Annotated in this window: 17 protein-coding genes; 13 read left to right on the top strand and 4 right to left on the bottom strand. The window is 64.1% G+C overall.

Features of this window, described 5'->3' with window-relative positions; all coding sequences use genetic code 11:
* Positions 1-2: 2 nt before the first annotated feature.
* From hpaH to A985_RS0105300, 7 genes are all read left to right on the top strand, one after another.
* Positions 3-812: a 2-oxo-hept-4-ene-1,7-dioate hydratase gene (hpaH, locus tag A985_RS0105330; protein WP_017232372.1), complete on the top strand. Its 810-nt coding sequence runs from the start codon at positions 3-5 to the stop codon at positions 810-812.
* A gap of 47 nt (positions 813-859) precedes the next feature.
* Positions 860-1,645: a 4-hydroxy-2-oxoheptanedioate aldolase gene (gene hpaI, locus A985_RS0105325; protein ID WP_017232371.1), complete on the top strand. Its 786-nt coding sequence runs from the start codon at positions 860-862 to the stop codon at positions 1,643-1,645.
* 77 nt (positions 1,646-1,722) lie between these two features.
* Positions 1,723-3,198, top strand: a complete 1,476-nt coding sequence (locus tag A985_RS0105320) for an aldehyde dehydrogenase family protein (protein ID WP_017232370.1) — start codon at positions 1,723-1,725, stop codon at positions 3,196-3,198.
* Between the two features lie 44 nt (positions 3,199-3,242).
* Positions 3,243-4,106: an extradiol ring-cleavage dioxygenase gene (locus A985_RS0105315; protein ID WP_017232369.1), complete on the top strand. Its 864-nt coding sequence runs from the start codon at positions 3,243-3,245 to the stop codon at positions 4,104-4,106.
* Between the two features lie 12 nt (positions 4,107-4,118).
* Positions 4,119-5,069, top strand: coding sequence for a fumarylacetoacetate hydrolase family protein (locus A985_RS0105310; RefSeq protein ID WP_017232368.1), 951 nt, complete (start codon positions 4,119-4,121; stop codon positions 5,067-5,069).
* Between the two features lie 4 nt (positions 5,070-5,073).
* Positions 5,074-6,063 (top strand): 2-dehydropantoate 2-reductase, encoded by a 990-nt coding sequence (locus tag A985_RS0105305; protein WP_017232367.1) that lies wholly within the window; start codon positions 5,074-5,076, stop codon positions 6,061-6,063.
* Positions 6,064-6,210: 147 nt separating this feature from the next.
* Entirely contained in the window at positions 6,211-7,143 is a 933-nt protein-coding gene (locus tag A985_RS0105300) for a LysR family transcriptional regulator (RefSeq protein ID WP_017232366.1), read from the top strand.
* A gap of 24 nt (positions 7,144-7,167) precedes the next feature.
* Here A985_RS0105300 and A985_RS24330 read toward each other — a convergent pair whose 3' ends face one another.
* Entirely contained in the window at positions 7,168-7,671 is a 504-nt protein-coding gene (locus tag A985_RS24330) for a hypothetical protein (RefSeq protein ID WP_157211357.1), read from the bottom strand.
* Positions 7,672-8,112: 441 nt separating this feature from the next.
* On the opposite strand from A985_RS24330, the gene A985_RS0105290 reads away from it, so the two are divergent.
* Positions 8,113-8,823, top strand: coding sequence for a dienelactone hydrolase family protein (locus tag A985_RS0105290; RefSeq protein WP_017232364.1), 711 nt, complete (start codon positions 8,113-8,115; stop codon positions 8,821-8,823).
* A 291-nt stretch (positions 8,824-9,114) separates the two neighbouring features.
* Here A985_RS0105290 and A985_RS24325 read toward each other — a convergent pair whose 3' ends face one another.
* A complete protein-coding gene (locus A985_RS24325; protein ID WP_017232363.1) occupies positions 9,115-9,423 on the bottom strand; it encodes a DUF4148 domain-containing protein in 309 nt (102 codons plus the stop codon).
* 151 nt (positions 9,424-9,574) lie between these two features.
* Here A985_RS24325 and A985_RS0105280 point away from each other — a divergent pair, with 151 nt between their 5' ends.
* Positions 9,575-9,973, top strand: coding sequence for a CopD family protein (locus A985_RS0105280; RefSeq protein ID WP_017232362.1), 399 nt, complete (start codon positions 9,575-9,577; stop codon positions 9,971-9,973).
* A 123-nt stretch (positions 9,974-10,096) separates the two neighbouring features.
* Complete coding sequence (locus A985_RS0105275) at positions 10,097-10,888, top strand: helix-turn-helix domain-containing protein (RefSeq protein ID WP_026131672.1); 792 nt, start codon at positions 10,097-10,099, stop codon at positions 10,886-10,888.
* On the opposite strand, the gene A985_RS0105270 is transcribed toward A985_RS0105275, so the two are convergent.
* Together A985_RS0105270 and A985_RS0105265 are read right to left on the bottom strand one after the other, a co-directional pair.
* Positions 10,836-11,558, bottom strand: a complete 723-nt coding sequence (locus A985_RS0105270) for an HAD family hydrolase (RefSeq protein ID WP_017232360.1) — start codon at positions 11,556-11,558, stop codon at positions 10,836-10,838. The genes A985_RS0105275 and A985_RS0105270 overlap by 53 nt on opposite strands.
* A gap of 229 nt (positions 11,559-11,787) precedes the next feature.
* The gene (locus A985_RS0105265; protein ID WP_017232359.1) at positions 11,788-12,999 is read right to left on the bottom strand and encodes a hypothetical protein; all 1,212 of its coding nucleotides are present in this window, start codon (positions 12,997-12,999) and stop codon (positions 11,788-11,790) included.
* Between the two features lie 412 nt (positions 13,000-13,411).
* Here A985_RS0105265 and rpsL point away from each other — a divergent pair, with 412 nt between their 5' ends.
* From rpsL to fusA, 3 genes are all read left to right on the top strand, one after another.
* The gene (rpsL, locus tag A985_RS0105260; RefSeq protein WP_017232358.1) at positions 13,412-13,786 is read left to right on the top strand and encodes a 30S ribosomal protein S12; all 375 of its coding nucleotides are present in this window, start codon (positions 13,412-13,414) and stop codon (positions 13,784-13,786) included.
* A 126-nt stretch (positions 13,787-13,912) separates the two neighbouring features.
* Positions 13,913-14,383: a 30S ribosomal protein S7 gene (gene rpsG / locus A985_RS0105255; RefSeq protein WP_017232357.1), complete on the top strand. Its 471-nt coding sequence runs from the start codon at positions 13,913-13,915 to the stop codon at positions 14,381-14,383.
* 117 nt (positions 14,384-14,500) lie between these two features.
* Positions 14,501-16,603 carry an elongation factor G gene (gene fusA, locus A985_RS0105250; RefSeq protein WP_017232356.1) on the top strand — a complete coding sequence of 701 codons (2,103 nt, stop codon included), beginning with the start codon at positions 14,501-14,503 and terminating at the stop codon, positions 16,601-16,603.
* Positions 16,604-16,700: the final 97 nt, after the last annotated feature.

Genomic DNA, 16,700 nt, shown 5'->3' with positions numbered 1-16,700 from the left:
CGATGCCGACGCTCGACGCCGCGACCTGCCAGGCCCTTGCCCGCGAGCTGCACGACGCCGAACGCTGTCGCACGCCGGTCATGCAGTTCTCCCGCCGGTATCCCGAGATGACGACGGCCGACAGCTACGCGATCGCACAGGCGTGGCAGGCGTTGAAGTTCGCCGAAGGGCGTCGCGTGATCGGTCACAAGATCGGGCTGACGTCGCGCGCCATGCAAGTCGCCGCCCGGATCACGGAACCCGATCACGGCACGTTACTCGACGACATGCTTGTGACCGATGGCGCGACCCTCGATGCCTCGCGGTTCATCGTGCCGCGTCTCGAAGTGGAGTTGGCATTCATTCTGGCCAAGCCGCTCAAGGGCCCCGGGGTTACCTTGTTCGACGTGCTCGACGCCACCGCCTGGGTGACGCCGGCGCTCGAATTGATCGATGGCCGCATCGAGCTTTTCGACCGCGACACGAAAGCGCCGCGCAAGGTCGTCGACACGATTGCCGACAACGCGGCGAATGCGGCCGTGATTCTCGGTGGACGTCCCGTGAAGCCGGACGCTGTCGATCTGCGCTGGACGGGCGCGCTGCTCTATCGCAATGGCGTGATCGAAGAATCGGGCCTGAGTGCGGCGGTGCTTAACCATCCCGGCAATGGCATTGCGTGGCTGGCGAACAAGCTGGGCGCCTTCGACGAAGGGCTGCAAGCGGGCGAGATCGTGCTGGCCGGGTCGTTCACGCGACCCGTGGCCTGTGCGGCGGGCGACGTGTTTCACGCCGACTACGGCCCGCTCGGCGCGATCGGCGTGCGCTTCGTCTGACGGCGCCGAACGTCCCCGATGGTTCGCACCTCACTGGAGAGGTTGATATGAAAACACCCCCGAATGCCTTCAAGCAGGCGTTGGCCCGTGGCGAGCGCCAGATCGGCCTGTGGCTGGGACTCGCCACGCCGTACGCCGCCGAGTTGTGCGCCGGCAGCGGCTTCGACTGGCTGGTGATCGACGGCGAGCATGCCCCCAACGATCTGCGCACGATGCTGGCGACGTTGCAGGCGGTGGCCCCATATCCGACACACCCTGTGGTGCGGTTGCCGCATGGCGACGCTGCGCTCATCAAGCAGGTGCTGGACATCGGGGCGACGACGCTGCTGGTGCCGATGGTCGAGTCCGCCGGGATGGCGCGCGCGCTCGCGAGCGCCACGCGGTATCCGCCGCAAGGCACGCGCGGCGTCGGCAGCGGATTGGCGCGGTCTTCGCGGTGGAACGGCTACGACGACTATCTGCACGCGGCGAACACAACGACCTGCCTGCTCGTGCAGGTAGAGACGGCCGACGCGCTAGCGCAGGTCGACGACATTGCCGCCGTCGATGGCGTCGACGGCGTGTTCATCGGCCCGGCCGATCTCGCGGCATCGATGGGGCATCTCGGACACGCGACGCATCACGACGTGCGTCTGGCGATCGGCGACGGCATCGCCCGGATCCGTCGAGCGGGCAAGGCGGCAGGGATCCTGTGCTCCGACGAGGCGCTTGCCCGTCACTACCTCGACCTTGGCGTGACGTTCATGGCGGTGGGCATCGACACCACGCTGCTCGCGAACGCGAGCCGTGCGCTGGCCGCAAAATTCGCTGCCGTCGACGACGAAAAGCGCTGAACGATTCGCAAGGCCTCGGACGCGTTCCTCAACGGTTCCCCCAACCGCTCCGCCAAACACTTCCCACGAGACATCGCATGAGTGCTCCCCGTTTTGACGTCGCCGGCGTATCCGTTTCGCCGGATCACTATATCGACGGCCGCCGCGTGGCGTCCGGCGACACGTTCGCGTGCGTCTCGCCTATCGACCAGACACATCTGGGGGAGATCGCCAGCGGCAATGCGGCGCACGTCGATGCCGCGGTGTCGTCGGCGGCGCAGGCCTTCCCCGCGTGGGCGGCGCTTGGTGCGTCGGAACGCCTGCCGTATCTCCAGCGATTTGCCGACGAAGTCGGGCGTCGTGCCGAGGCGTTCGCCACGTTGGAGAGCGTCGATGCCGGGGTGCTGCGCTCACGCATGGCGCATGGCGTGGTGCCGCGCGCCATGCAGAACATCACGTGGTTCGCCGAGCATGCCATGACGTTGCAGGACCGTGTGATCGAGACGCCGCAGGCGCGTCATCTCGTGCGTCACGATCCTGCGGGTGTCGTGGCGGTCATCACGCCGTGGAACTCGCCGCTGATGCTCGCGACTTGGAAGATCGGCCCGGCATTGGCGTGCGGGAATACGGTAGTGCTCAAGGCGCCGGAGTGGGCGCCGCTCACGTCCTCGTTACTCGCGGACTGCGCGCACGAGGCAGGGCTGCCGCCGGGCGTGTTGCAAGTGTTGCAAGGCCCGGGAGCCGTGACGGGGGCGGCGCTCGTGAGCGACGCGCGGCTTGCGCGCATCTCGTTCACCGGCTCGGTCGCGACCGCCAAGTGGATCGCCACGGCGGCGGCGGCCAATCTCGTGCCGTGCAGTCTGGAACTGGGCGGCAAGTCGGCCTTCATCGTGCTGGCGGATGCCGATCTCGACGCTGCTGCCGCCACCGCCGCGCTGATGTATCGCAACGCCGGGCAGGTATGCCTGGCGGGCACGCGTTTGCTCGTTCATGCGGACGTGGCGCCGGCGTTCACCGACAAGCTGCGCGTGCTGGTCGAGCGCCTCGTCGTGGGGGACCCGCGCGATGGGCAGACCGAGATCGGTCCCATCATCCACCAGCGGCAGCTCGAACGCGTACAGGGCTTCGTCGAACGGGCCGTGACAGCGGGCGCGCGCGTGCTGTGGGGAGGCACACGGCATACATTCGGCGAGCAGTACTTCGCGCCGACGCTGCTTACCGATCTGCGTCAGCACGATGAGATCGTGCAACAGGAGGTCTTCGGCCCAGTGCTTACGCTGCAAACGTTCGCAAGCGATGACGAGGTCGTCGACATGGCTAACGGCACCGACTATGGGCTGGGCGGCGTTTGTTATGGCGACGAGGCGCACGCCATTGCCGTCGCGCAGCGCGTTCGCACGGGCTTTCTCTGGATCAACAGCTTCGGCATTCGTGATCTGGCGGCGCCGTTCGGCGGCACCAAGCGCTCCGGCATTGGCCGCGAAGGCGGCGACTGGAGCTTCGATTTCTTTTGCGACGTGAAGGATGTCGTCGTGCCGAAACAGCCGTTCAAGGCCAGCTTCAGCCATCGCTGATGCGCCCGCGGCATCACATCACAACGAGAAAAGAGGAGGGCCCCATGGGACAGATCGTCGGCGCGGCGCTGGTCTCGCATCACCCAGGACTGATGCAGTGTGAGGAATTCCGCGTGCTGCAGGGCGCGGGCACCGATTCGGACTTGATCGCCGGTTATGCGCGGGTGCGTGAGCGCGTCGTGGCGGCGCGTCCGGACGTCATCGTGATTTTCGACTCGCATTGGTTCACCACCGGTTATCACCTGATCGACGGCGGGGCGCACTATTCGGGCATGTACATCTCCGACGAGATGCCCTGGTATCTGCATGGCGTGCCTTACGATTATCGTGGGCATCCCGAGCTGGCGCTGAGCGTCGAAGCCGTGGCACGCGAGCGCGGCGTGCGCGCCCGCGCGGTGTTGCATCCCGACTTGCCGCGCCATTACCCGACGATCAACGTCATCAAACAGATGCGGCTCGACGCGTGGCCGGTCGTGACCGTGAGTTCGTGTCAGAACTGCGAGACGAAGCATTTTCTGCAATCGGGTGACGCGATCGGCGAGGCGATTCGCCGCAGTCCTCTGCGCGTGGTGATGCTGGCATCGGGTTCGTTGAGTCACCGGTTCAACGGCATCGACTGGCAGCCCCATCATCCGCGCATCTTCCACGAGAGCAATGTGTCGCGCCCCGAGAACATCGAGAGCGACAAGCGTGCCATCGAGGCTTTTCGGGAAGGGCGTCACGACCGGATTCTGGCGAACTGGGACGAGGACTACCGCAAGCGCCCGTGGGAGGCGCACGGCGCGCATTACCTGCAGATGATCGGGGCGCTGGGCGGTGCGGCGAGCCGTCACCCGGGCACGGTGCTGTCTGAATACGAGAACGCACGCGGCACCGGCAATGTGCATGTCTGGTTCGATACGATTTGACGGGGCGCGACCATGGACTTCGAATTTCCGCTGCGAGAATTGCCTGCCGTGATGCGCGGCCCGCGCGTCGAGCGTCGTCGCGTAATGTTGGGCGGCAGTGCGTTCTGGGGCACGATCGTCGAGGACGGGCACGAGCGCGGGTTGTTGCGGCTCGACGATGGACGTACGGTGGACCCGCAGGCGGTGGCGCATCTGCCGCCGGTGGATCCGTCAAAGATCATCGCCGTGCATATCTCGTATCGCTCGCGTAGCATGGAGACGCGCAACCGGCCCAAGCCGACCGACACGCCGACGTACTTCACGAAGCCACCGACCTCGTTGAATGGGCATAACGGCCAGATCCTCAAGCCGGCGGATTGTCGGTATCTGAACTACGAGGGCGAGTACGCGGTGGTGATCGGGCGTACGTGCCGCAATGTGCTTCCCGATGAGGCGTGGGATTACATCGAGGGGTTCTGCCCGGCGCTGGACATGGGTTTGCAGGACTTTCGCGACACCGATCAAGGGTCGATGTTGCGCGTGAAGGGGGCCGACACCCTGTTGCCGATCGGCCCGGGCATCGTGCGCGGCGTGAACCTGTTCGAGCAGACGTTGCGCACTTATCGCAATGGACGCGTCGTGCAGGAGGCGCACATCGGTGACGAGACGATCTGGGGCCCGCACTACGTGATCGCAGACATTGCGCGACATATCACGCTGCTGCCGGGCGACGTGATCCTGATGGGCACGCCCTGTCATTCCCGCTCGGTGGACGCGGGGGATCGGGTGGCGTGCGAGATCACCGGACTCGGTTGCCTTGTGGGGCAGGTCGTGGGGATCGATGCACCACGCGCGGCGGCGCTCGGTGTGGGGCACCCGCCGGGCGACAGTCCTGAAGTGCGCCGTGTGGCGCTGGGGTTTGACGAACGTGTGCCGGAGCGATTCAAGGAAAACTATCGACTCGCGGCGCAACGACAGGAGTGAAGGGATGAAGGTGACGATCATTGGCGCGGGCGCCATCGGCGGCTTGCTCGGCGCGCGACTGGCGGCGGCGGGGGAAGCGCGCGTGAGCGCGTTGGCGCGCGGTGCGACGCTGGCGGCGTTGCGCGAGCATGGCTGGCGCGTGAAGCAGGGCGAGACGGTGACGAGTGCGCCCGTGGACGCGGCGCATCCGCTGGAAGACGCCGGCAAGCTCGGCGTGCAGGACCTGATCGTTATTGCGGTGAAGGGGCCCGCGCTTGCGCAGGTTGCGAGCGCCGTGGCGCCCCTGCTCGGCCCGCAAACACTGGTGTTGCCCGCGATGAACGGCGTGCCGTGGTGGTTCTGCAAGGGGGTGGCGCCCTTTGGCGACGATCCGCTGACGAGCGTCGATCCGGACGGGGCGATTGGCGCGGCGATCCCGCTGGCCAATGTGATCGGGTGCGTGGTGCATGCGAGTGCGGCGACATCGGCGCCGGGGGTGGTCGATCACAGGATGGGGCGTGGGCTCATCGTCGGCGAGCCGGGCGGCGGGCAGAGCGAGCGCGTGCAGCGGCTCGCGGGGTTGCTGACGCGGGCGGGTTTTGAAGTCAAGGCGTCGGAGCACGTGCGTCTCGACATCTGGTACAAGCTGTGGGGTAACCTGACGATGAACCCCGTGTCGGCGATCACGGGCGCGACGATCGACCGGTTACTGGACGACCCGCTCGTGCGCGCGTTCTGCTCGGCGGCGATGGCGGAGGCGGCGGCGATTGGGGCCAAGATCGGCTGCGCGATCGAACAGTCGCCCGATGACCGGCATGCCGTGACGGCGAAGCTGGGGGCGTTCAAGACGTCGATGCTGCAGGACGTGGAGGCGCACCGTCCCATCGAACTCGACGCGCTGGTGAGCGTGGTGCGCGAGATCGGTCAGCGCGTGTCGGTTCCTGCGCCCAACATCGACGCATTGCTCGGCCTGACGCGCCTGTTCGGGCGGATACATGGCCTGTACCCGCAGTGACGGATTCCTTGGCGAGGACAATGACGTTCGGCAGGGCGGTCCTCGCTTCAATGGGAAGTGCGCAAGCCGCTGGTGAGCGCCACGCGTCTTCGGGACAATCCATCGATGCCGGTATATTCGTAGGCGAGACTTGATCATCGACACGACATGCCCCTGACCCGCATCACACTCCGCCAGTTCGAGGCGCTGGTGGCCATTGCCGAATTGCACAGCTTCGCCGAGGCGGGCAATCGCCTGGGGCTTACCTCGTCGGCCGTGAGCCAACTCGTTGCCGAACTCGAATCGGTCCTCGGCTTTCGGCTCTTCGACCGCACCACCCGGCGTGTGGCGCTCTCCAGTGCTGGGCGTGATTTTCTTGCGTCGGCGGAGTCGGTGATTCGGCATGTGCAGGCGGCTGAGAAAACGGCTGACGACGTGCGCAACCGTGCTGCCGGCATCGTGCGCGTGGGCGCGCCGCTGGTGCTCGCGAGCATGGCGCTGCCCGCCGCGATTCGCGCTTACGCCGACCTACGGCCCAAGGTCGTGGTGCGCGTGGTCGATACGCCGGTCGATGCGCTCGTCGATCACGTGGCCAACGGCGACCTCGATCTGGCGATCGGCCCCAATCGCGCAACGGGCGCGCATGTCGCCGGGGCGCCAGCATTCGACAGCCCGTGGGTGTTGTGGTGTGCGCCGGGCCACGCACTCGCGCGACGCCGGCGCGTGCGCTGGGCGGATCTGCGCGATACGCCGCTCGTTGCCGCGGGACGCGATCACGAACGCAGCGTTGCGCAGATGCGCTTGTCTGCGCCGCCCGATGCGCGCATTACACCTATCGACGTGGTCGATAACGTGACGACCGCGCTCGGCGTCGCGTCGCAAGGGCTGGCCGCCACCCTGACACCCGGCTACGTGGCGGCGCTCGCGCCACCGTTCGGTCTGGTGATGCGCCGCGTTGTCTCGCCCGAGACGATTCGTCAGGTCTGTGTGTACCGATCGCTCTCGCGTGCAGCGTCGCCGGCGGCTGAGGGATTCGCGCAGTTCTTGCTGACGTGGCTGCCGCAATGGAACGCGCAAATCATGGCGGTGTCACGGGATTGACGTGTTCGTTATCGCGCGACTCCATCAGCGGCGCCTGGCGTCAAGTGACGGTGACGGCGGCAATGCGGCGAGATCCTCGCGCAATTGCGCGCGCAATGTCGCGATGGCTGCCGTGGTGTCGGCCGGTTTCAACGTCTCGCGCGCGATGGCGTCGCGCAGATGACGGCGCAGCATCGGGTCGCGCGTTTGCGTGAGCGTCTCGCGATAGAACGGCAAGACATCTTCGGGATGACCGCCAACGCGGTACCAGTGCGCAATTTCGTCGATGGTGCGAATGGCTGCGAAGGCAGGCGCGGCCCCACCCTGCGGACCCGGTCCGCCGACGAGCCGACCCATGCGCGGCGGTGGGGGCGGCATGTCGATGGCGTCGTGCATGTCGTGCTTGTTGTCGGCGTCGGCGTCGGCGGCCGGCGGCGCGCTCTGCGCTCGCGCTGTGCTCGATAATGTGTCGGCCGTGGCAATGCCGGTGGCTGTCAATGCCAGCGACATTGCAATGGTGCTGATGGCATGGCGAGTTGCTATCTTCATGATATGGATTCCGTATTAAATTGGCTCGCGGCAGTATCGAACGCCTGTGGCAAGCGTAACGCGCATCCGTCGACCGGCCCGGGGGCGGTAACGACATGTAAGGGGCATCACGGGGGATGGCGAGAGGGCTAAGGGACGAAACGACGAAACGATGAAGCGACGGTGCCCGCTCAGCGTGATCGGAAGGTTTGGGTTCGGTCGTCGAAACGGCGCACCTCACCGCATCTGCGATACAAGCAGAGTGAGCCGAGAGATGCGAAAGTGGGCACGCGTCGTGCCCCCTGCAGGGCCTTGTGCGGCGGGCTTGGCCGAGCGCTGTGCGCGAGCGCGAAAGTGCCTATACTGATTCGGCCTGACTGCGCGCGGTCGCGCCCGATCCCTGCAGTGGCTCGGTGGTTGTCGCGCGCGGGCAATTCCCCTTTTTTTGATGGAGCAACTTCCGTGTCGAACAGTCAATGGATCCGTGTCGAAACCGTGGACGGCGCCTTCGATGCCTATCTGGCATTGCCGCCGTCGGGGCCGGTCGCAAAGGCACCGGGTATCGTGCTGGTGCAGGAAATCTTCGGCGTGAACGAACACATTCGCGGCGTTGCCGATCAATACGCGATGGACGGCTATGTGGTGCTCGCGCCGGATATCTTCTGGCGTGCCGCCCCGCGCGTCGAACTTGGCTACTCGGGCGACGACTGGGCGCGCGCGATGGAACTGCGCCAATCGATCGACATCGAGAAGGCCGTGACCGATATCGAAGCGACGGCCAAGGCGCTGCGCGGCAAGCTCGATGCCCATGCAAAGATTGCCGCCGTCGGCTATTGCTTCGGCGGACTGCTGTCCTACCTGAGCGCCGCACGCGGGCTGGTCGACGCCGCCGTGCCGTACTACGGTGGCGGCATTCACAACTATCTGGGCGAAGCCGCCCGGCTGAATGTGCCGGTGCAGTTCCACTACGGGGCGCTCGATAGCCATATCACGCCGGATATCGTGACGTCGGTGAGCGAAGCGGTGAAGTCGCGTCCGAACACGGAAGTGTTCGTGTATCCCAACGCCGACCACGGTTTCAACTGCTGGGCGCGCGCGTCTTACCATCAGCCGTCGGCGGCGCTCGCCCACGGTCGCGCGCTCGAGTTTCTTGCGACGTCGCTGTCGAAGTAAGCGTTGTCCGTCGTCCCATCAACGACCAGAAGCCCGCTTAGGCGGGCTTCGTCGTTCCCTGTCACGGGATCGCGGGCCTCCTGAAGGCTGCCAGGTCCGCTAAAAAAGCCCGTCGCCGGAGCGACGGGCAAAGTCCTGTGCGTTGAACCACTACGCACAGCGACAGGAGTCTTGGGTCGGGGGCCGACCGGAGATCACAGTGAGCGCCAGCAATCGCCGGCGCGTCGTTATGCGCAGAATGCGCGCCGCGCCGCGGCCCCTTTGGAGAGGCCCGCGGCGCGGCGAGTTACATTAGGAGCCGAAATAAGTCGAGCCGGCGCTTTGCTGGCCACCCACCGAACCCATCGTGATCGAGGTGCTGGCGGCCGTCGGTTGCGCGCTGGGCGCAGCCTTCGGGTACACGGCATCGTGTTGAACCACCAGTCCTGCTTGTTGCGCCTGGACCAGTTCCTGGCGGACTTGGGCACGACTCAGGACGCTGGTTTGCGGCACCCACGAGAATTCCGAGGGACCGTCGAACGCGTCGCTGGCGAAAGCCGAGCCGGCCGAGAGGGTCAGCATTGCGGAAACCAGAGCAGAGGTAATGAGGGTGCGTTGCATGATGTTTTCTCCTGTCTTTTGAAAGAGGCGATGTGTTATTCATCGTCGACAGTTGAAGTGTATTGCTGTGTCATTTGGCGATAAAGATGAGTTATGGCAAGCAACTGTTGCTGAATTTGAAATAATAAATCGAAGCCCTGAGGAGACCGCAATGCTCTATCTATGGATCAAGGCCATCCATCTGATTGCAGTGATCACGTTTATCGCCGGCCTGGTGGCGATGGCGTTGGGCGGGCGTTTGACGCAGCCCGAGTGGCGGCGCATCGCGCGGCGGGCGGATTACGGACTGGCGTCGCCCGCGTTGATCGTGGTGTGGATAACCGGCCCCGCGATGGCCATCATGGCGAACTGGTGGAGTGCGCCATGGCTGATGGCCAAGCTGGTTTTGGTGGTGATCGTCTCGGGATTGCATGGACGCCTGTCCGCCACGCTCAGGCGGCTGGAGCGCGATGGCGTGACGACGTCCCCGGCGCTCTTTCGGCGAGCGCTCCCCATTACGCTGGTCTCGATGGCAGCGATCGTCTCGCTCGTGATCGTCAAGCCGTTTTGAGCCGTGTTGGCTTTGCGCCGACGCGGCAAGGGATTCGGTTTGGTGGGCGGCGCTACCCGGTGTTACGCTGGCGCAATCGCCAAAAACGACCCAAAAATTACGCCTTTGAAAGGCCTGGTGCCGATGCCGATCACAACTGGGGTACCCCTGGGATTTCAGGGTCAAGACCGCCCCGTGGGCGCGTTGGCGAAAGATTACCCGGATGGCTTCGTCGTGCACCCGCACCGCCACGGGCGGGCGCAACTGATGTACGCGAGTGCCGGCATTCTCGAAGTGCGCACCGAGACGTCGCTCTGGGTCATACCGCCGCAACGCGCGCTGTGGATGCCGGGGGAAGTCACGCATGAAGTGCGCATGCGGGGCCGAGTCGAAATGCGCACGATCTACGTCGACGTGGCGCGATGCGGGATGTCGGCGCCCAGCGCGCCGGTGGTCATCGGCGTGTCCGCGCTGTTGCGCGAGTTGATCCTGCGCGCGATGGCGCTTCCTGCCGATTGGTCGCCCGACGGCAAGGACGCCCTCGTCATGGCGCTGTTGCTCGAGGAAGTGGAATGGAAGAGCGAGTCGCCGCTGCACTTGCAGGTGCCGCGCGACGCCCGTCTGCGCAAGATCTTCGATATCTACCTGAACACGCCTTCGGATCCCCGCAGCCTGCAGGATTGGGCGCTGGATGTCGGCGCATCGAGCCGCACGTTGGAGCGGCGCTTTACGACAGAGTTCGGCTTGCCGTTCCGGGAATGGCGTCAGCACATGCGCCTGCTGGGTGCGCTGCCAATGTTGGGCGCTGGGCGGCCCATCACGCAGGTGGCGCTCGAGGTCGGTTATGACACCCCGAGCGCGTTTTCCACCATGTTCCGCCGCTTCATGGGCGTGACGCCAAGCGAATACCTGATGCGCGTCCGCGGCCCGGCGTGAGCCAGTGCATGGCATCCCACATATCGTTGTAGACGGGCACCCCTTCGGCGCATAGCGGCGAGCGCGAGCGGCGTGAGCCGATCCCAACGAAATCAATGCCGAGACGGCGCGCGACTTTCAGGTCCCACATCCCGTCGCCGATCGAGACGACCGCACGCGGATGTGTAATGCCGTAGCCGGCTTGTGCCCGCTTGATCGCCTCCGCGACGAGTTGTTCGCGTGAACTGTATTCGGAGGAGGTGATGAGCATCGCGTCGGTGTATTCGATAGCGACGGAACGCAGCTTCCGATGGCTGACCTGCCGGATGCCCCCTGTGGCGAACACGACCCCCCAGCGCGATCGGTGTGCCGCGTCGACGAAGGCACGAGCGCCCGGGATTTCGGCCAGACCGTGCGCGTTGAGCAGCGCGGTGAAGCGCTCGTCGATCTCGTGCTCGAAGCGCGCCAGATCGTGCGGCTGCGGCAGCGCGCGTCCGTGCTCCGCGTGGGCATGAATCAGAATGCCGGTGTCGGTGTGATGCGGGTAGCTGCCCCAGTCGGTGTTCAGGTCTTCGAATTCCAGCGACGTCATGGCGCCGAGCAGCGCGCGCTGATGAATTCGCTCCGAATCGGTCAGAGTGCCGTCGACATCGAGCACCAGAATGCTGTCTTTTTCGAAACTCGCCTGCATGGCTGATAGTGGGCTCGCGTCAGGGCAGGAGGACTCGCCGCCTAAACCTCCGAGTGTACGAATTCGCGCCTCCGTGAAAAACGCGCGGGATGACACCCGTTACGCCGGACACGACAGGCGAGGCTGCGAGATTTGATAGGGCGTGCATATCATTCCACGGTGACGGACCGGAGACGTGACTCCCGGCGGTCGTTCCTGGGGGAGGGCGCCGGGCGAAGCATTGTGCCGGTCACCCGAAGCGAGGGCGTCCCAGCGAACGGTAACGCTTGTCCAGACGCTCTAGCATCGCGATGGCTTCCGCGATTTCGGCGACCGAGGGCTGTCGAGCGCGCGGCGAACGGGCGAAGGTCGGGGCGGTGCCAGTCGGCGGCGGCGTCTGCGCTGCGGTGGGTGCTCGTGGCGGGGCGGCCGACGGGCATGTTTGCTGTACGACGTGGCGATGCGATTCCGGTGCGAGACGCTCGCGCGTTTCGCCGCGGGCGAAGTCGCGATAGCGTTGATGACCGTCATGGAGCCACTCCGCGAGTGTTCGCACGATGTCGTCGCCCGGCCCTACCGTGCGCATCTGCAAACGAGTGGCCTGAAAGTATTCCGGGACGTCGCCGAAGAGGGCTGGCAGGTGCTGATCGGCGTGGGTGCGCGAATCCTGGCGAATCACCTCAACGGTATTCGGCGTGGCGAGCGAGACGAGGAACGTGTGGACGGCACCCCCGATCGGGAGTCGGATGTAGGCGCCAAGCATGGCGTCGCGCACGTCCGGGGCGCCGGTGACGTGACGAATGGGCGGGTCGGTGAAGGCGGCTGTGACGTGATGGCGTCGGGCTTCCTGCTGGCTGGTCAGCACGCGCAGGAACGTGACCCGCGGCATCTCGAGGTAGACGTCGGCCCGGCGCAGCAGGTGATGCATGCCCGGCGACATTTCGCGAAGGCGCTGGGTGATCCGCCGCTCGATCGCCGCTACGGAGAATTTCCCATGCGACTCCGCAGCGAAGGTTGCGGAAAATGCACGCTCGAGAGCGCTGGCATCGCGTCCGTCGCGCGAGAGCGCATCGCGGATCGTCGCCGGGAGCGACGCTTCGCAGCCCGCCAGCATCAGACGGCTTGCGCTGACGTTGACGTTCAGGCCCGGTGTGAGGTCGAGCAGACAATTTTCGCGGTCGTTACCGCTGCCGACCACGCAAACTGGCCGTACGTCCTTCAACCGCTCGGCGAATACCCGTGCGCGGGTCGCCGGGGGCTGCGACCAGTCGAACGACGTGCCGTTGGCGACAGCGTCCGCATGGCGAGGTGTGGCACGTTGGGCGCTGGCTGAGACTGGCGCCGACGTAATTTGTCTGAGGTCGGTCGTCATGCGATGGGTGTACGCGACAAGGTCCGGATACGGCATTGCGTTCGACACTGCCAGCGCAGTCGTGAGCCATTCTCCAATCGCAAAATACATCGCGGTCACTCCAGTTGATGTCACAGGACGCTTCCCGTGGTGGCCCGGAGTATTCCTGTTGCAACGATTTCGGTTGTCGCGTCGGAACGCCAACGTTTGCGGTTTGGCACCCGCGAGGACATTCGCTCAACCCATACCGCCGCGTGACGACCCAAGGCGGCGCTCGGCAACGCGTTAACAATCAACGACTTACGGGGTGAATTTGCGTGCAAGTGCATTGACACTTGCGCTGACCAGAGGTATAGTCGCAGGCTCCGGTTTTTCCGGCGGTATGCGCGTGTCCAATGCAAAATGCTTATGCATCAAGCGTTTAGGTGCGGGCAATCCGCAAGAATAGCCGGGTGAATGCGCAGTAAATCTGCATGACGGCCCGCCTTGGTTTTCATGCTTTTGACACATTTAGGAAATCACAATGCCAACGATTAACCAATTGGTCCGCAAGCCGCGCACCTCTGCTCAAATCAAGAGCAAGAGCCCGGCCCTGCAGGACTGCCCGCAGCGTCGCGGCGTGTGCACCCGTGTGTACACGACGACGCCGAAGAAGCCGAACTCCGCACTGCGTAAGGTTGCCAAGGTGCGCCTGACCAACGGTTTCGAAGTCATTTCGTACATCGGCGGTGAAGGCCACAACCTGCAGGAACACTCGGTCGTGCTGATTCGCGGCGGTCGTGTGAAGGACTTGCCGGGTGTGCGTTACCACATGGTGCGCGGTAGCCTCGACACGCAAGGCGTCAAGGATCGTAAGCAGTCCCGTTCGAAGTACGGCGCGAAGCGTCCGAAGGCCTAAGCGGCTCAGCGGACATACGTTCGGTGATGGTGGTACATCGTCACTGAGTAAGTGGTCACTCGGCCAGGAAGTGGCTAGTAGGTGACTTGGAGCGAAGCTCCAACTGAATTTATTAAGGAAGAAATCATGCCGCGTCGTCGCGAAGTCCCCAAGCGCGAAGTGTTGCCCGATCCGAAGTTCGGCAACGTTGATGTCGCTAAATTCATGAACGTGCTCATGCTTGCCGGCAAGAAGTCGGTTGCAGAGCGCATCGTTTATGGTGCTTTCGAGCAGATCCAAACCAAGGCGGGCAAGGATCCGCTGGAAATCTTCAACACGGCGCTCGGTAACGTGAAGCCGGTGGTTGAAGTCAAGAGCCGCCGCGTTGGCGGTGCAAACTATCAGGTTCCGGTCGAAGTGCGTCCGTCGCGTCGTATGGCATTGGCGATGCGTTGGTTGCGTGAGGCCGCGAAAAAGCGTAGTGAGAAGTCGATGGCCCTGCGTCTGGCGGGTGAGCTGATCGAAGCCTCGGAAGGCCGTGGCGGCGCCATGAAGAAGCGTGACGAAGTTCACCGCATGGCCGAAGCCAACAAGGCATTCTCGCACTTCCGCTTCTGACGCTGGCAAGCAGTACCTAGAGCAGAAACCGGGGCGGGTGCGCATGAGAAATTGCGCCTCGCCCGTTTGTGTTAGTAGCCCCCTCAAAAATGGCGGCTACATTGAAAGAGGCTTAAAGTGGCTCGTACAACCCCTATCGAGCGCTACCGCAACATCGGTATTAGCGCTCACATCGACGCAGGCAAGACCACGACGACCGAGCGCATTTTGTTCTACACCGGTGTGAACCACAAAATCGGTGAAGTGCACGATGGCGCCGCGACGATGGACTGGATGGAGCAGGAACAAGAGCGTGGCATCACGATTACGTCGGCTGCCACGACCTGCTTCTGGTCCGGCATGGCGAACAATTACCAGAAGCACCGCATCAACATCATCGACCCCCCGGGTCACGTCGACTTCACGATTGAAGTCGAGCGCTCGATGCGTGTTCTCGATGGTGCGTGCATGGTCTACTGTGCCGTGGGTGGCGTGCAGCCCCAGTCGGAAACCGTTTGGCGTCAGGCCAACAAGTACGGCGTGCCGCGTCTGGCGTTCGTCAACAAGATGGACCGTACCGGCGCGAACTTCTTCAAGGTCTACGACCAGTTGAAGACTCGCCTGAAGGCCAACCCGGTGCCGGTGGTGGTGCCGATCGGCGCGGAAGAAAGCTTCACGGGCGTGGTCGACCTCATCAAGATGAAGGCGATCATTTGGGACGAAGCGTCGCAAGGCATGAAGTTCGACTACGTCGAAATTCCGGCCGAACTGCTGGCGGAAGCCCAGAAGTGGCGCGAAGGCATGGTCGAGGCCGCTGCCGAGTCGAGCGAAGAGATGATGAACAAGTACCTGGAAGAGGGTGACCTCTCCGAGGCTGACATCATCGAAGGTCTTCGTCTGCGTACCATCGCCTGCGAAATCCAGCCGATGCTGTGCGGCACTGCGTTCAAGAACAAGGGTGTGCAGCGTATGCTGGACGCCGTGATCGACTTCCTGCCGTCGCCGGTCGACATTCCGCCGGTCAAGGGTACGGACGAGAAGGAGCAGCCGATCGAACGTCGCGCTGCGGACGACGAGAAGTTCTCGTCGCTGGCCTTCAAGATCATGACGGACCCGTTCGTCGGCCAGCTGATCTTCTTCCGCGTCTATTCGGGCGTGGTGAACAAGGGCGACACGCTGCTGAACTCGGTCAAGGGCAAGAAGGAACGCCTCGGCCGTATCGTGCAGATGCACGCGAACCAGCGCGAAGAAATCGACGAAGTGCGCGCAGGCGACATCGCCGCAGCCGTCGGTTTGAAGGATGCGACCACGGGTGACACGCTGTGCGACCCGACCGCCCCGATCGTGCTCGAGCGCATGGTGTTCCCGGAGCCGGTGATTTCGCAGGCTGTCGAGCCGAAGACCAAGGTCGACCAGGAAAAGATGGGCCTCGCCCTGAACCGCCTGGCGCAGGAAGACCCGTCGTTCCGCGTGCAGACCGATGAAGAATCGGGTCAGACCATCATTTCGGGCATGGGCGAGCTCCACCTCGAAATTCTGGTTGACCGCATGAAGCGCGAATTCGGCGTGGAAGCCAACATCGGCGCGCCGCAGGTTGCCTACCGCGAAACCATTCGCAAGTCGGCCGCGGACGTTGAAGGCAAGTTCGTCAAGCAGTCGGGCGGTCGCGGCCAGTTCGGTCACGCTGTCATCACGCTGGAGCCGAACGAGCAAGGCAAGGGCTACGAATTCTTCGACGAGATCAAGGGTGGTGTCATTCCTCGCGAATACATCCCGGCGGTCGACAAGGGGATTCAGGACACGCTCAAGAGCGGTGTTCTGGCCGGCTTCCCGGTGGTGGACGTCAAGGTTCGCCTGACGTTCGGTTCGTACCACGATGTGGACTCGAACGAAAACGCGTTCCGCATGGCCGGTTCGATGGCTTTCAAGGAAGCCATGCGCCGCGCCAGCCCGGTCATTCTCGAGCCGATGATGGCCGTGGAAGTGGAAACGCCGGAAGACTACATGGGTAACGTGATGGGCGACTTGTCGTCGCGTCGCGGCATTATCCAGGGCATGGACGACATGGTCGGCGGCGGCAAGATCGTGCGCGCCGAAGTTCCGCTGTCGGAAATGTTCGGCTATTCGACGTCGCTGCGTTCGGCCACGCAAGGCCGCGCCACGTACACGATGGAGTTCAAGCACTACGCTGAAGCTCCGAAGAACGTGAGCGAAGCCATCATCAGCAACAAGAACAAGTAATTGAATTGTCGGGCGTCTGCACCACGAGGTGCAGCGCCCGGCGCACTGTTTAATCGTCTATTCAGTATCTGAGGATTCGGAAATGGCAAAGGAAAAG

The organism is Pandoraea sp. B-6, from assembly GCF_000282835.1.
GTDB lineage: Bacteria > Pseudomonadota > Gammaproteobacteria > Burkholderiales > Burkholderiaceae > Pandoraea > Pandoraea cepalis.
The sequence above is the reverse complement of the archived record's forward strand: the minus strand, read 5'-3'. Positions and strand labels throughout refer to the sequence as shown.